Annotated in this window: 16 protein-coding genes; 9 read left to right on the forward strand and 7 right to left on the reverse strand. The window is 68.3% G+C overall.

Annotation, left to right across the window (positions count from 1 at the left end; genetic code table 11):
• From G3N94_RS34535 to G3N94_RS34560, 6 genes are all read right to left on the reverse strand, one after another.
• A partial coding sequence (locus tag G3N94_RS34535; protein ID WP_205798409.1) for a DUF2946 family protein occupies positions 1-556 on the reverse strand: 556 nt, incomplete at its 3' end.
• Positions 549-1,583, reverse strand: coding sequence for a hydrolase (locus G3N94_RS34540; RefSeq protein ID WP_205798412.1), 1,035 nt, complete (start codon positions 1,581-1,583; stop codon positions 549-551). The genes G3N94_RS34535 and G3N94_RS34540, both read right to left, overlap by 8 nt.
• A 27-nt stretch (positions 1,584-1,610) precedes the next feature.
• The gene (locus G3N94_RS34545) at positions 1,611-2,057 is read right to left on the reverse strand and encodes a nuclear transport factor 2 family protein (RefSeq protein WP_124598201.1); all 447 of its coding nucleotides are present in this window, start codon (positions 2,055-2,057) and stop codon (positions 1,611-1,613) included.
• A gap of 114 nt (positions 2,058-2,171) precedes the next feature.
• The gene (waaF, locus tag G3N94_RS34550; protein ID WP_205798414.1) at positions 2,172-3,212 is read right to left on the reverse strand and encodes a lipopolysaccharide heptosyltransferase II; all 1,041 of its coding nucleotides are present in this window, start codon (positions 3,210-3,212) and stop codon (positions 2,172-2,174) included.
• A gap of 175 nt (positions 3,213-3,387) precedes the next feature.
• The gene (locus G3N94_RS34555; RefSeq protein WP_006749970.1) at positions 3,388-3,582 is read right to left on the reverse strand and encodes a zinc-finger domain-containing protein; all 195 of its coding nucleotides are present in this window, start codon (positions 3,580-3,582) and stop codon (positions 3,388-3,390) included.
• Between the two features lie 48 nt (positions 3,583-3,630).
• Entirely contained in the window at positions 3,631-4,554 is a 924-nt protein-coding gene (locus G3N94_RS34560; RefSeq protein ID WP_205798416.1) for a branched-chain amino acid transaminase, read from the reverse strand.
• A gap of 195 nt (positions 4,555-4,749) precedes the next feature.
• On the opposite strand from G3N94_RS34560, the gene G3N94_RS34565 reads away from it, so the two are divergent.
• The 3 genes from G3N94_RS34565 to G3N94_RS34575 all read left to right on the forward strand — a co-directional run bounded on the left by G3N94_RS34565 (position 4,750) and on the right by G3N94_RS34575 (position 7,256).
• Positions 4,750-5,505: an AzlC family ABC transporter permease gene (locus G3N94_RS34565; protein WP_205798418.1), complete on the forward strand. Its 756-nt coding sequence runs from the start codon at positions 4,750-4,752 to the stop codon at positions 5,503-5,505.
• On the forward strand, positions 5,502-5,825 hold the full coding sequence (locus G3N94_RS34570; RefSeq protein ID WP_205798420.1) for an AzlD domain-containing protein: 324 nt from the start codon (positions 5,502-5,504) through the stop codon (positions 5,823-5,825). The genes G3N94_RS34565 and G3N94_RS34570 overlap by 4 nt, the downstream gene beginning before the upstream one ends.
• A gap of 234 nt (positions 5,826-6,059) precedes the next feature.
• Positions 6,060-7,256, forward strand: a complete 1,197-nt coding sequence (locus tag G3N94_RS34575; RefSeq protein WP_205798422.1) for a phosphoglycerate kinase — start codon at positions 6,060-6,062, stop codon at positions 7,254-7,256.
• Positions 7,257-7,434: 178 nt separating this feature from the next.
• On the opposite strand, the gene G3N94_RS43050 is transcribed toward G3N94_RS34575, so the two are convergent.
• A complete protein-coding gene (locus tag G3N94_RS43050) occupies positions 7,435-7,563 on the reverse strand; it encodes a hypothetical protein (RefSeq protein WP_256250499.1) in 129 nt (42 codons plus the stop codon).
• On the opposite strand from G3N94_RS43050, the gene pyk reads away from it, so the two are divergent.
• The 6 genes from pyk to G3N94_RS34605 form a co-directional block, all read left to right on the forward strand.
• Positions 7,562-8,998: a pyruvate kinase gene (gene pyk / locus G3N94_RS34580; RefSeq protein WP_205798424.1), complete on the forward strand. Its 1,437-nt coding sequence runs from the start codon at positions 7,562-7,564 to the stop codon at positions 8,996-8,998. The genes G3N94_RS43050 and pyk overlap by 2 nt on opposite strands.
• A 276-nt stretch (positions 8,999-9,274) precedes the next feature.
• The gene (fba, locus tag G3N94_RS34585) at positions 9,275-10,339 is read left to right on the forward strand and encodes a class II fructose-bisphosphate aldolase (protein WP_084905231.1); all 1,065 of its coding nucleotides are present in this window, start codon (positions 9,275-9,277) and stop codon (positions 10,337-10,339) included.
• A gap of 224 nt (positions 10,340-10,563) precedes the next feature.
• Positions 10,564-11,454: a phosphoribosylaminoimidazolesuccinocarboxamide synthase gene (locus G3N94_RS34590; RefSeq protein WP_124598209.1), complete on the forward strand. Its 891-nt coding sequence runs from the start codon at positions 10,564-10,566 to the stop codon at positions 11,452-11,454.
• 59 nt (positions 11,455-11,513) lie between these two features.
• Positions 11,514-12,035 (forward strand): 5-(carboxyamino)imidazole ribonucleotide mutase, encoded by a 522-nt coding sequence (gene purE, locus G3N94_RS34595; RefSeq protein WP_006413303.1) that lies wholly within the window; start codon positions 11,514-11,516, stop codon positions 12,033-12,035.
• A 105-nt stretch (positions 12,036-12,140) separates the two neighbouring features.
• Positions 12,141-13,334, forward strand: a complete 1,194-nt coding sequence (locus G3N94_RS34600; protein WP_205798425.1) for a 5-(carboxyamino)imidazole ribonucleotide synthase — start codon at positions 12,141-12,143, stop codon at positions 13,332-13,334.
• Positions 13,335-13,345: 11 nt separating this feature from the next.
• Positions 13,346-14,066 (forward strand): L-threonylcarbamoyladenylate synthase (locus G3N94_RS34605; protein ID WP_205798427.1); only part of this gene is annotated, 721 nt, incomplete at its 3' end.

Consider the following 14,066-nt stretch of genomic DNA (forward strand, 5'->3'; position numbering starts at 1 on the left):
GCCCGGCCGGGCTCGCGACGAAACCGAAGCGTGCGGGCACGTCGGCGCGCGCGATGTCGCCGAGCGGCAGCGTGCGGCCGTCGCGCCAGCGCAGCACGGGCGGCGTCGCGTCGAGATCCGCGTGGTCGGCGAACAGCCCGAGATCGTGGTCGTGCAGCACGGCGACGCGCGGCGGGCTGCCGGCGTCGCGAAACAGCACGCCGCCCGCGTCGTCGAGCCATGCTTCGTCCGGCTCGAACGGCTGGCTGGCCTGGTCGACGAGCGTCAACTGGCCGTCGCGTTCGGCGAGCCGCACGATCCACGGCGTATACGCGAGTTCGACGTACACGCGCTGCGGCCCGTTCTGGAAGAACCACTGGCCGTGCTCGTCGGCTTCGTAGTTGCGGGCGATGAACGCGATCAGCGCGGCGTGGCGGATCGGCGAGCCGAGCTCGCCGGCGGCCTGCGCGGCGTCGTCGCGCAGGCGCCAGTCGCCGCGCCGGTCGAGCAGCAGCCAGCCGGTGCAGTGCGGCACGTTTGGCCACTTCGCGAGTGCCTGTTTGACGATGTCATCCATGGTCGACGAATCTGGAGCAATAGCCGAACACCCGCACCGACAGCCAGTCGAGGCGGCCGGGGAACGGCCCGGTCATGAATCCCGCATGGCCGCCGTCCGCGGGCTGGTCGAGCTCGACGGAGGGCGACACGTCCGCCGGGCCGGGCAGCGCCGACGCGGGCAGGAACGGATCGTTGCGGGCGTTGAGGATCAGCGTCGGCACGTCGATGGCCGGGAGCAGCGGGCGGGTGGTCGCCTGCGTCCAGTAGTCGTTCGCGTCGGCGAAGCCGTGCAGCGGCGCGGTGACGATGTCGTCGAAGTCGTGCATCGTCACGGCCTTCAGCATCGCGTCGCGGTCGAACAAGCCGGGAAACTGGTCGAGCTTCACGAGCGCCTTGTGCTTCAACGTCTTCAGGAAGCTGCGCGTGTAGATCTTCGCGAAACCCTGCGACAGCGCGCGGCCGCCCGCATGCACGTCGAGCGGCGTCGAGATCGCGGCGGCGGCGCGCACGATCGACGTGTCGCTGCGGTGCTCGCCGAGCCAGCGCAGCAGCACGTTGCCGCCAAGCGACACGCCGGCCACGACGAGCGGCCCGCGATGCTGCGCGGCGAGGCGCCTGAGGATCCAGTCGACCTCGGCGCTGTCTGCGAGGTGATAGAAGCGCGGCCGGCGGTTCATCTCGCCGCTGCAGCTGCGAAAGTGCGGCACGACGCCGTGCCAGCCCTTCGCGCGCGCGGCGGCCATCAGCGCGAGCGCGTAGTGCGAGCCGGAGCTGCCTTCGAGGCCATGGAACAGCACGAACAGCGGCGCATCGGGCGGCGGCGCCGCGCTGTCGAGATGCGCGACCCAGTCGAGATCGATGAAGTCGTGGTCGGGTGTTTCCCATCGCTCTCGCCGGTACGCGACGACCGGTCGTCGCGCGAACAGCGCCGGCACGATGGTTTGGGCATGGCTGTTCGGCAGCCAGCGTGGAGCGCGATAGCGCTGTGTGTCGTCGTCAGGGGCGTGGGCCCCGGCAAGCGAGGTGGGCGGAGAAGCCGTACTCATGATCGCCCTGCGTCTTCGTCAAGTCATTCAATGCAGCGGGCCTTGCCCGTGGCGGATCTTGGCGGCGAACTGCCCGGCCGCCTGTTCGGGGATCGGGCTCGCATGGATGTGCGCGATGCGCCATTCGCCGCGTTCGTGAATCATCACGTACGTCGCGAACACCATGTCGGGCTCGGCAGTGAGGTCGGCCTGCTGATGCGCTTCGGCGATCGTGTAGACGACGGTGCCGAGGCTGTCGTACACGCGAATGTCGAGCGGCTCGATCGTCACGGGCTGCGTGGACAGCCGTGCGCCGAGGCCGCTGCGGATCTGGTCGAGGCCATGCAGATGCGCGCCGTCCGCCCAGATGCAGCTGGCGAAATCCTCGTCGATCCACAGGGCCATCAGCGCATCGAGATTGGCATCGGCGATGGCCTGGTAGTAGGCGTTGAGCGTATCGGCGGCGGCTTCGAAGAGGCGGGCAAAACGTGGCATCGGGTTGTTCTCTCGCGCGCGTCGCGCGCCGTATTCAGCACGGCGGCCATCAGGCCGCCGCACACCGGTGAATCGGATTGCCCGGCGCGCGCCTCGCGACGCTGCCGGAAAGGGTCAGCGCTGCCCGACGAGCATGCCGCGCAAATCGCCGAATACCTGCTCCGGGCCGAGTTCGCGCAGGCACTTCAGGTGGCCGAGCGGACACTCGCGCTCGAAGCAGGGACTGCATTCGAGATGCAACCATTGTACCTTCGCCAGCTCCGACAGCGGAGGGGTATGACGCGGATCCGTCGAGCCGTACAGCGCGACCAGCGGCCGGCGCAGCGCGGCGGCGACGTGCATCAGCCCCGAATCGTTGGTGACGACCGCGTTCGCGCGCGCGATCAGCGCGCATGCCTCGGTGAGCGACGTCTGCCCGCACAGGTTGCGCACGTGCGGCGCGTGTTCGGCGATCGCCTGCGCGGCCGCGGCGTCCTTCTGCGAGCCGAGCGCGACGATCTGCGTATACGGGAACGACTGGTGGACGATCTTCGCGAGCGCCGCGAAGTGCTCGGGCGGCCAGCGCTTGGCCGGGCCGTATTCGGCGCCCGGGCAGAACACGACGAGCGGCATCCGTGTATCGAGATTGAAACGTGCGGACACGCGCGCCGTTTCATTCAGGTCGGCGTCGAGGCGCGGCGGGGGCAGGGTTTTCATCGACTCGGGCAGCTTCGCGCCCGGCGCGTACGCCAGCGCCGCGTAGTGGCCCGTCATCGGCGGCCGCTCGCCGTGTGCCTTGTCCGGGTTCGCATGCCGTACGTTCAAGAGCCCGTAGCGATACTCGCCCGTATAGCCGATCCGCAGCGGGATGTTCGCGAGCCACGGGATCACCGCCGACTTCAGCGAATTCGGCAGCACGTAAGCCGCGTCGTAGCCGTTGTCGCGCAGGTCGCTCGCGAGCTGCCAGCGGCGCAGCAACTGCAGCTTGCCGTGCGCGAGATCGGTCGCGTAGACATCGTGGATCTCCGGCATCCGCTCGAGCACCGGCGCGACCCACGTGGGCGCGACGGCATCGATCGCGATGCGGGGATGGAGTTTCTTCAGCAGCGCAAAGAGCGGCTGCGCCATCAATGCGTCACCGATCCAGTTCGGTGCGATAACCAGCGCTCGACGCATCAGGTCGATTTCCGATGTCGTAATGAAACACGGCGCGCGGGCGCCGCGTTCGGGTTGCCAGAATGGGAAACGGCGGCGCGCCGGTCAGCCGGCTGCGCCGCCATGCAGGACGTGGGTCCGTTCAGCCGGGCCGCGCGGGCGATCCGCTCGGGCCGGGCGTCCGGGCCGTCCGGGCTCAATGGCCCTTGACGACTTCGCCGTCGCGCAGCTTGTAGCGCGTGCCGCAGTACGGGCAGCGCGCCTCGCCGTGCGACACGTCGATGAACACGCGCGGGTGCGCGCTCCAGCGTGCCATCGCCGGGTTCGGGCAGTAGGCGGGAAGATCCTTGGCCGTCAGCTCGACCAGCGGCATTTCCTTGATTTCACTCATGGGGCTTTCTCGTTTTTACTCTGGGTGGGGCATTCGCGCGATGCGCGTTCAGATCTTCGTCAGCCAGTGCGCGTACTTCGCGTTCTTGCCCGACACGATATCGAAAAATGCCGATTGCAGCTTTTCCGTGACGGGGCCGCGTGCGCCGCTGCCGATCGTCCGGTTGTCCAGCTCGCGGATCGGCGTGACTTCGGCCGCGGTGCCCGTGAAGAACGCCTCGTCGGCCGTGTAGACCTCGTCGCGCGTGATGCGCTTCTCGATCACCTCGATGCCGGCGTCCTTCGCGAGCGTGATGATCGTGTCGCGCGTGATGCCGTCGAGGCACGACGCGAGATCCGGCGTGAACAGCTTGCCGCGGTTCACGAGGAAGAAGTTCTCGCCCGAGCCTTCCGACACGTAGCCGTCGACGTCGAGCAGCAGCGCCTCGTCGTAGCCGTCGGCGGTCGCTTCCTGGTTCGCGAGGATCGAGTTCACGTACCAGCCCGACGCTTTCGCACGCACCATCGACACGTTCACGTGGTGACGCGTGAACGACGACGTCTTCACGCGGATGCCCTTCGCGAGGCCTTCCTCGCCGAGGTACGCACCCCACGGCCATGCGGCGATCGCGACGTGGATCGTGTTGCCCTTCGCGGACACGCCGAGCTTTTCCGAGCCGACCCAGATGATCGGGCGCAGATAGCACGACTCGAGCTTGTTCTCGCGCACGACGTCGCGCTGCGCGGCTTCGAGCGTTTCCTGGTCGAACGGCACGTCCATCTGGAAGATCTTCGCGGAGTTCAGCAGGCGCTTCGTGTGCTCGTGCAGGCGGAAGATCGCGGTGCTGCCGTCGGCCGTCTTGTATGCGCGCACGCCTTCGAAGACGCCCATGCCGTAGTGCAGCGTATGGGTCAGCACGTGGATCTTGGCGTCGCGCCAGTCGATCAGCGTGCCGTCCATCCAGATCTTGCCGTCGCGGTCGGCCATTGACATAGGATTCTCCTGTCGGGTGCGGTTGTGTGCAGCGTTGAGCCGGAAAGACGCTTATTTTAGCGTCTTTTGGCGACAACCCGGTCGGTCGGCGAGGGCACGACGCTATAATCGTCCGGCACCGATTCCAATCACGACGGGGCAGGCCGGCAGGAGACGCCGGCACCCCGGCAATCCGCCCGCCGCGGCGCTTTCCCCATGCTCGCTCGACTGTCCGCCACCGACCGCTTCGCGCTGCTCCAGGGCGCACGCGACTATTCGCCCACGCTGATGGCCATCCTGTCCTGGGGGCTCGTCACCGGCATCGCGATGAGCAAGTCGGTGATGACGATCGGGCAGGCGAGCGCGATGTCGCTGCTCGTCTACGCGGGCTCGTCGCAGCTCGCGGTGCTGCCGCTGCTCGCCGCGAAACTGCCGATCTGGACCGTGCTGCTCACCGCCGCGATGGTCAACACGCGCTTCGTGATCTTCAGCGCCGGGCTCGCGCCCCATTTCTCGTACCTGCCGCTGTGGCGGCGCCTTGCGATCGGCTATTTCAATGGCGACGTGATCTACCTGCTGTTCCAGAAACAGGGCTTCGCGAACGGCTACGTGCCCGGCAAGGAGGCATATTTCTGGGGGATGGCGCTGTCGAGCTGGCTGTCGTGGCAGGTGTCGTCGCTCGCGGGGATCCTGCTCGCGAGTATCTTTCCCGCGAGCTGGGGGCTCGAGCTCGCCGGCACGCTCGCCCTGATCCCGATCATGGTGTCGGCGGTCGCGAACCGCTCGACGCTCGCGGCCGTCGCGGTCGCCGGCGTCGTGTCGCTGATCGCGTTCGACCTGCCGTACCGGCTCGCACTGCCGCTCGCGGTGCTGGCCGCGCTTGCGGCCGGCTGCACCGCCGATTTTTTCGTCGAGCGGGCCGACTGGCGCCGCATCCGCACCGAGACCGTGCAGCAGAAGGAGGTCGAATGAGCGCCGCCGAGATCTGGATCGTGATCGTCGGGATGACGCTCGTCACGGCCGTCACCCGTGCGCTGTTCCTGATCGGCGGCGAGCGCACCGTGCTGCCCGAGCGCGTGCAGCGCGCGCTGCGCTACGCGCCCGCGGCGGCGCTCGCCGCGGTCGTGCTGCCCGACGTGCTCGAAACCCCGGCCGGGCTGTCGTTCTCGCTCGCCAATCATCAGTTCTATGCGGCGCTCGCCGGCTTCGGCTGGTTCATGTGGCGGCGCAGCATGCTCGGCACGATCGTCGTCGGGATGCTCGTATATACCGTGCTGCGACTGGTCGTCTGACGTGCGAGGGCGGCTTGTTGCGATGCAATATCCGACGTCATCCCAAATAGGCGGAATTCGCCGCCATGCGGGCAGCCTGCCGGATGGATCGGCTAGAATGCCCGTTCCAGATTTTTTACCCGTGCGCGTCATGCGGAACCGTCAGCCACGGCCCGCATCCGGCGCTCCCAGCGGCAGCCCGCGCACGTGTTGCGTGATCCCCCTTTCCCCATCCACTACTTCAATCTGTCCAACATGAGCCAAGTCAAGCGTCTTACCGACCTGATCGCCGCCGGCCAGCTCGCCGGCAAACGCGTATTCATCCGCGCTGACCTGAACGTCCCGCAGGACGACAACGGCAACATCACCGAAGACACCCGCGTGCGCGCGTCGGTGCCGGCCATCCAGGCCGCGCTCGATGCCGGCGCGGCGGTGATGGTCACGTCGCACCTCGGCCGCCCGACCGAAGGCGAATTCAAGCCGGAAGACTCGCTCGCGCCGGTCGCGACGCGGCTCGCCGAGCTGCTCGGCCGCGACGTGCCGCTCGTCGCGAACTGGGTCGAGAACGGCGTGAACGTCGCGCCGGGCCAGGTCGTGCTGCTCGAGAACTGCCGCGTGAACAAGGGCGAGAAGAAGAACTCGGACGAGCTCGCGCAGACGATGGCGAAGCTTTGCGACGTGTACGTGAACGACGCGTTCGGCACCGCGCATCGCGCCGAGGCGACGACGCACGGCATCGCGAAGTACGCGCCCATCGCGTGCGCGGGCCCGCTGCTCGCCGCTGAACTCGACGCGCTCGGCAAGGCGCTCGGCGCCCCGGCGCGCCCGCTGGTGGCGATCGTCGCCGGTTCGAAGGTGTCGACCAAGCTGACGATCCTGAAGTCGCTCGCGGAGAAGGTCGACCAGCTGATCGTCGGCGGCGGCATCGCGAACACGTTCATGCTCGCGGCCGGCCTGTCGATCGGCAAGTCGCTCGCGGAAGTCGATCTCGTCGACGACGCGAAGGCGATCATCGACGAAGCGCGCAAGCGCGGCGCGTCGGTGCCGATCCCGACCGACGTCGTCACCGCGAAGGAATTCTCGCCGACCGCCGTTGCAACCGTGAAGAAGGTCGCGGACATCGAAGCGGACGACATGATCCTCGACATCGGGCCGGAAACGGCCAAGGCGCTCGCGAGCCAGCTCGAGAAGGCCGGCACGATCGTCTGGAACGGCCCGGTCGGCGTGTTCGAGTTCGACCAGTTCGGCAACGGCACCAAGACGCTCGCCGACGCGATCGCCAAATCGTCCGCGTTCTCGATCGCGGGCGGCGGCGACACGCTCGCGGCCATCGCGAAGTACGGCATCCACGACCAGGTCAGCTACATCTCGACGGGCGGCGGCGCCTTCCTCGAGTTCCTCGAGGGGAAGAAGCTGCCGGCGGTGGAAGTGCTGGAAACGCGGGCGGCCTGAGCGTGGCGGCGCGCGCAGGGGTGACGAAGGCCGCGCGCTCCGCGAAGGCGGAGCCGACGGCCGGCGCGGGCGATCGCAAACGCGGTAACCGTGGCAACCGCGGCGCGCCCGAGCGGGCGAACGCCACCCCGCGCGCACTGGCGGCTGCCGGCGACGCAGCCGTGCTGCAACACGAGATTCAGAACAAAGCGACGCCGGGCGCAAGCACCGGCGCGCCCCCCGGAGCGGCCGCCGCTGGGCCTGCCGCATCCGGCTCTCGCAGCGTTTCACCCAGCGCATCCACCTTGATCCAGATGAGGAGTTTCATGCAGCGCGCCACCAAGATAGTCGCCACGATCGGCCCGGCTTCCAGTTCGCCGGAGATTCTGCTGCAGATGATGCAGGCGGGCCTCGACGTCGTGCGGCTCAATTTTTCGCACGGCACCGCCGATGATCACCGCCAGCGCGCCGAGATGGTGCGCGAGGCCGCCCGCAAGGTCGGCCGCGAGATCGCGATCATGGCGGACCTCCAGGGGCCGAAGATCCGCGTCGGCAAGTTCGAGAACGGCAAGACCACACTCGAGCCGGGCCAGGCCTTCATCCTCGACGCAGGCTGCGAGCTGGGTAACGACGAACGCGTCGGCCTCGATTACAAGGAGCTGCCGCGCGACCTGCGGACGGGCGACCTGCTGCTGCTGAACGACGGCCTGATCGTGCTGACCGTCGAGCGCGTGCTCGGCGACGAGATCCACACGATCGTCAAGGTGGGCGGCGAGCTGTCGAACAACAAGGGGATCAACCGCCAGGGCGGCGGGCTGTCGGCGCCGGCGCTGACCGCGAAGGACATGGAAGACATCCGCACCGCGATGTCGCTCGGCGCGGACCTGGTGGCGGTGTCGTTCCCGAAGAACGCGACCGACATGGAAATGGCGCGTCAGCTCGCGAACATCGCGGGCGCGCCGTACGGCATCAAGCCGAAGATGATCGCGAAGATCGAGCGCGCGGAGGCGATTCCGGCGCTGCAGAGCATCCTCGACGCGTCGGACGGCATCATGGTCGCGCGCGGCGACCTGGCCGTCGAAGTCGGCAACGCGGCCGTGCCGGCGCTGCAGAAGCGCATGATCCGGATGGCGCGCGAATCGAACAAGCTCGTGATCACCGCGACGCAGATGATGGAATCGATGATCCACGCGCCGGTGCCGACCCGCGCCGAAGTGTCGGACGTCGCGAACGCGGTGCTCGACGGCACCGACGCGGTGATGCTGTCGGCCGAGACGGCCGCGGGCAAGTACCCGGTCGTGACGATCGAGGCGATGGCGGCCGTCTGCGTCGAGGCCGAGAAGTCCGAGCACGTCGAACTCGACAAGGATTTCCTCGACCGCACGTTCACGCGGATCGACCAGTCGATCGCGATGGGCGCGCTGTTTACCGCGTACCACCTCGGTGCGAAGGCGATCGTCGCGCTGACGGAATCGGGCGCGACCGCGCTGTGGATGTCGCGCCACTACACGCACGTGCCGATCTTCGCGCTGACGCCGCGGGTCGGCAGCGAGCGTGCGATGGCGCTGTTCCGCAACGTGACGCCGCTGCACGTCGACTTCAACAGCGACCGCGACGGCGCGCTGCAGCAGGCGATCGAGCTGATCGTCCAGCGCGGGCTCGTTGCGCGTGGCGACATGGTCGTGCTGACCGTCGGCGAGCCGATGGGGCAGGCGGGCGGCACCAATACGCTGAAGATCGTGCGGGTCGGCGAGCACTACTGAGCCGGCCGGCAGCCCGATTCGATCGGGCACTGTTTTGTGACGAAAGCCGCGCGGGGTCTGAAGCCCTGCGCGGTTTTTTTCTTTATTTTGTCGGTATTGTGCCGTGCGAACGTAACAAAATGCGAGTGAGCGCCGCCAGGCGGTCGGATTCGCGGGCGCTTCGCGATAAAATGCCGCTATTCGACGCCCAGCCGCGCCGGTCCGCCCCTGAGTTCCACGGGGCCAGGCTGCGCCGGCATACAGCGCGCACCGCTTTTCATTCCAAGGAGTTCCACAATGCCTCTCGTATCAATGCGTCAATTGCTGGACCACGCGGCTGAGCACGGCTACGGCCTGCCGGCATTCAACGTGAACAACCTGGAGCAGGTCCAGGCGATCATGGCGGCGGCGGACCAGGTCGGCGCACCCGTGATCATGCAGGCGTCGGCCGGTGCGCGTAAGTATGCGGGCGAGCCGTTCCTGCGCCACCTGATCGAAGCGGCGGTCGAGTCGTATCCGCACATCCCGGTCGTGATGCACCAGGACCACGGCCAGTCGCCGGCGGTCTGCATGGCGGCGATCCGCAGCGGCTTCACCAGCGTGATGATGGACGGTTCGCTCGAGGCGGACGGCAAGACGGTCGCGTCGTACGAGTACAACGTCGACGTATCGCGCAAGGTCGTCGAGATGGCACACTCGATCGGCGTGACGGTCGAGGCCGAACTCGGCGTGCTCGGCTCGCTCGAGACGATGAAGGGCGACAAGGAAGACGGCCACGGCGCCGAGGGCACGATGACCCGCGAACAGCTGCTGACCGATCCGGAGCAGGCCGCCGACTTCGTGAAGCTCACGCAGTGTGACGCGCTCGCGATCGCGATCGGCACGTCGCACGGCGCGTACAAGTTCTCGAAGAAGCCGACGGGCGACATCCTGTCGATCCAGCGCATCAAGGAAATCCACGCGCGCATTCCGAACACGCACCTCGTGATGCACGGTTCGTCGTCGGTGCCGCAGGAGCTGCTGGAAGAAATCCGCCAGTTCGGCGGCGACATGAAGGAAACCTACGGCGTGCCGGTCGAGGAAATCCAGGAAGGCATCAAGCACGGCGTGCGCAAGATCAACATCGACACCGACCTGCGTCTCGCGATCACCGGTGCGATCCGCCGCTACCTGTTCGAGAACCCGGGCAAGTTCGATCCGCGCGACTACCTGAAGCCCGCGCGCGAAGCCGCGAAGAAGGTTTGCGTCGATCGCTACCTCGCGTTCGGCTGCGAAGGCCAGGCCGCGAAGATCAAGCCGGTTTCGCTCGACAAGATCGCCGAGAAGTACAAGGCGGGCGAGCTCGCGCAGGTCGTGCGCTGAGACTGTAGTACGATTGCCGCGCCGAAAGGCAAAGGCAAGGCTGTCCGCCCGGATCTGATCCGGCCCCGGGCAGCCGTTCCGTCCGGCCGAAACGAGGGCCGGCCGGCAACCGCCCGGGCGCTGTCGCCCGGCCGGTTCGCCGACGTATTGCAAGGCCGCCGTTCCCGCCTGCCGCGGGGAACGGCGTTTCCCTTTTTGTTTGGCTCCTTATCTGCGAAAAGACGATGTCTACCCTTTACGAATCCACGCTCCGCTCGCTGCCGCTTCTCGGCCGTGGCAAGGTCCGCGACAACTACGCGGTCGGCAACGACAAGCTCCTGATCGTCACGACCGACCGCCTGTCGGCATTCGACGTGATCATGGGCGAGCCGATTCCGAACAAGGGCCGCGTGCTGAACCAGATGGCGAACTTCTGGTTCGACAAGCTCGCGCACATCGTCCCGAACCACCTGACGGGCGACGCGCCGGAGTCGGTCGTCGCGGCCGACGAGGTCGAGCAGGTGAAGGGCCGCGCGGTGGTCGTCAAGCGTCTCGAGCCGATCCTGATCGAAGCCGTCGTGCGCGGCTACCTGGCCGGCAGCGGCTGGAAGGAATACCAGGCGAGCGGCGCCGTGTGCGGCGTCAAGCTGCCGGAAGGCCTGCAGAACGCGCAGAAGCTGCCCGAGCCGATCTTCACGCCGGCCGCGAAGGCCGAGATGGGCGAGCATGACGAGAACATCACGTTCGAGGAAACCGAGCGCCGCATCGGCACCGAGCTGGCCGCGACGATCCGCGACATCTCGATCAAGCTGTACAAGGAAGCGGCCGACTACGCGGCGACGCGCGGCATCATCATCGCCGATACCAAGTTCGAATTCGGCCTCGACAACCACGGCAAGCTGTACCTGATGGACGAAGCGCTGACGGCCGACTCGTCGCGCTTCTGGCCGGCCGACCAGTACCAGGTCGGCACGAACCCGCCGTCGTTCGACAAGCAGTTCGTGCGCGACTGGCTCGAGGCGCAGCCGTGGGGCAAGACGGCGCCCGCGCCGGCGCTGCCGGCCGACGTCGTCGAGAAGACGGCCGCGAAGTATCAGGAAGCGCTCGAGCGCATCACGGGCCAGCCGCTCGCCTGAGCGAGCTTTGCATGGGACCGGGGTAAAGCGCTGACTCCGGTCGACAGAGGAACGCAGAAATGAGTGAAGTCCAGACCGCCCACACGCACAGCGCGCCGCTCGTCGGCGTGCTGATGGGTTCGAGTTCCGACTGGGACGTGATGAAGCACGCCGTGGCCATCCTGCAGGAGTTCGGCGTGCCGTACGAGGCGAAGGTCGTGTCCGCGCACCGGATGCCCGACGAGATGTTCGACTATGCGGAGAAGGCGCGCGAGCGCGGCCTGCGCGCGATCATCGCCGGCGCTGGCGGCGCCGCGCACCTGCCGGGCATGCTCGCCGCGAAGACGACGGTGCCCGTGCTCGGCGTGCCGGTCGCGAGCAAGTACCTGAAGGGCGTCGATTCGCTGCACTCGATCGTGCAGATGCCGAAGGGCGTGCCCGTCGCGACCTTCGCGATCGGCGAGGCCGGCGCGGCGAACGCGGCACTGTTCGCGGTATCGATCCTGTCGGGCACGTCGGTCGACTACGCGAACCGGCTTGCCGCATTCCGCGTGCGCCAGAACGAAGCCGCGCACGCGATGGTGCTGCCGCCGCTGGAATGAACGCAACGGGCCGCCCCCGGACCAGGGCTGCCCGACAAACGGGTCGCCAGACCCGGATTGTCCTCACTGCGGCGGGCGCGATGCCCGCCGTGACCGACCACTGACATGACCACTCCTCAATCCACTTCCCCGATCCTGCCCGGCGCCTGGCTGGGCATGGTCGGCGGCGGCCAGCTCGGCCGCATGTTCTGCTTTGCCGCGCAATCGATGGGCTATCGCGTCGCCGTGCTCGATCCCGATCCGACGAGCCCCGCCGGCACGGTTGCCGACCGCCACCTGCGCGCGGCGTACGACGACGAAGCCGCGCTCGCCGAGCTGGCGGCGCTGTGCGAAGCGGTGTCGACCGAGTTCGAGAACGTGCCGGCCGCGAGCCTCGAGTTCCTCGCGCGCACGACCTTCGTCGCGCCGGCCGGCCGCTGCGTTGCGGTCGCGCAGGACCGGATCGCGGAGAAGCGGTTCATCGAAGCGTCCGGCGTGCCGGTCGCGCCGCACGTCGTGATCGAGTCCGCGGCGGCACTCGCCGCGCTCGACGATGCCGCGCTCGACGCGGTGCTGCCAGGCATCCTGAAGACCGCGCGTCTCGGCTACGACGGCAAGGGGCAGGTGCGGGTGAGCACCGTGCAGGAAGCGCGCGATGCGCACGCGGCGCTCGCCGGCGTGCCGTGCGTGCTGGAGAAGCGCCTGCCGCTGAAGTACGAGGTGTCGGCGCTGATCGCGCGCGGCGCCGACGGCCGCTCGGCCGCGTTCCCGCTCGCGCAGAACACCCACCACAACGGCATCCTGTCGCTGACGGTCGTGCCCGCGCCGGCCGCAGACGCCGCGCTCGTCGAAATGGCGCAGCAGGCCGCGGTGCGGATCGCCGACACGCTCGGCTACGTCGGCGTGCTGTGCGTCGAGTTCTTCGTGCTCGACGACGGCTCGTTCGTCGCGAACGAGATGGCGCCGCGTCCGCACAATTCCGGCCACTACACGGTCGATGCGTGCGCGACGAGCCAGTTCGAGCAGCAGGTGCGCGCGATGACACGCATGCCGCTCGGCAATCCGCGCCAACACTCGCCGGCCGCGATGCTGAACATCCTCGGCGACGTGTGGTTCCCGGACGGCGGCGCGAACCCGTCCGTCACGCCGCCGTGGGACCAGGTCGCCGCGATGCCGGCCGCGCATCTGCACCTGTACGGCAAGGAAGAGGCGCGGGTTGGCCGCAAGATGGGCCACGTGAACTTCACGGCCGCGACGCGCGACGAAGCGTTCGGCGCGGCCACTGCGTGCGCGCAGCTGCTGCGCGTGCCGCTCGACTGAGAGCCGTGCCGATGTCCAGCGATCTTCCGAAATCCGTGACGCGCGAGCAGATCGACGCAGCCGCCGCGCTGCTCGATGCGGGCGAGCTCGTCGCGTTTCCGACCGAAACCGTCTACGGGCTCGGCGGCGACGCGGCGAATCCCGACGCCGTCGCGCGCATCTACGCGGCGAAGGGCCGGCCCGCGAATCATCCGGTGATCGTGCACCTGCCGCCGGCCGGGGATCCCGGCTGGTGGGTCGAAAGCCTGCCCGACGACGCCCGGAAGCTGATCGACGCCTTCTGGCCGGGCCCGCTGACGCTGATCCTGAAGCGCCATCCGCGCATTCCGGACGCAGTGAGTGGCGGCCAGGACTCGGTCGGCCTGCGCTGCCCGTCGCATCCGGTCGCGCAGGCGTTGCTCGCCGAGTTCAGCGCACGGCGCGGCGGGCACGGCGGCGTTGCCGCGCCGTCCGCGAACCGCTTCGGGCAAGTGAGCCCGACGACCGCGCAGCACGTGCGCGACGAATTCGGCGATACGGTGCACGTGCTCGACGGCGGGCCGTCGGAAGTCGGCATCGAATCGACGATCCTCGACCTGTCGCGCGGCTTCCCGGCGCTGCTGCGTCCGGGCCACGTGAGCCCGCAGCAGATCGCCGACGTGCTTGGCTGCGCGCCGCGGCTGCCGGACGGCAGCGACGCGACCGCGCCGCGCGCATCCGGCACGCTGAAGGCGCACTACGCGCCGCGCACGC

This window comes from Burkholderia sp. Ac-20353 (assembly GCF_017104785.1).
Taxonomy (GTDB): domain Bacteria; phylum Pseudomonadota; class Gammaproteobacteria; order Burkholderiales; family Burkholderiaceae; genus Burkholderia.

Coding starts and splice junctions, on each gene's coding strand:
- G3N94_RS34560 (WP_205798416.1), bottom strand. CDS start 4,554: ATGTCAATGGCCGACCGCGACGGCAAGATCTGGATGGACGGCACGCTG.
- pyk (WP_205798424.1), top strand. CDS start 7,562: ATGCAGCGCGCCACCAAGATAGTCGCCACGATCGGCCCGGCTTCCAGT.
- G3N94_RS34565 (WP_205798418.1), top strand. CDS start 4,750: ATGCTCGCTCGACTGTCCGCCACCGACCGCTTCGCGCTGCTCCAGGGC.
- fba (WP_084905231.1), top strand. CDS start 9,275: ATGCCTCTCGTATCAATGCGTCAATTGCTGGACCACGCGGCTGAGCAC.
- G3N94_RS43050 (WP_256250499.1), bottom strand. CDS start 7,563: ATGAAACTCCTCATCTGGATCAAGGTGGATGCGCTGGGTGAAACGCTG.
- G3N94_RS34590 (WP_124598209.1), top strand. CDS start 10,564: ATGTCTACCCTTTACGAATCCACGCTCCGCTCGCTGCCGCTTCTCGGC.
- purE (WP_006413303.1), top strand. CDS start 11,514: ATGAGTGAAGTCCAGACCGCCCACACGCACAGCGCGCCGCTCGTCGGC.
- G3N94_RS34545 (WP_124598201.1), bottom strand. CDS start 2,057: ATGCCACGTTTTGCCCGCCTCTTCGAAGCCGCCGCCGATACGCTCAAC.
- waaF (WP_205798414.1), bottom strand. CDS start 3,212: ATGCGTCGAGCGCTGGTTATCGCACCGAACTGGATCGGTGACGCATTG.
- G3N94_RS34575 (WP_205798422.1), top strand. CDS start 6,060: ATGAGCCAAGTCAAGCGTCTTACCGACCTGATCGCCGCCGGCCAGCTC.
- G3N94_RS34555 (WP_006749970.1), bottom strand. CDS start 3,582: ATGAGTGAAATCAAGGAAATGCCGCTGGTCGAGCTGACGGCCAAGGAT.
- G3N94_RS34570 (WP_205798420.1), top strand. CDS start 5,502: ATGAGCGCCGCCGAGATCTGGATCGTGATCGTCGGGATGACGCTCGTC.
- G3N94_RS34540 (WP_205798412.1), bottom strand. CDS start 1,583: ATGAGTACGGCTTCTCCGCCCACCTCGCTTGCCGGGGCCCACGCCCCT.
- G3N94_RS34600 (WP_205798425.1), top strand. CDS start 12,141: ATGACCACTCCTCAATCCACTTCCCCGATCCTGCCCGGCGCCTGGCTG.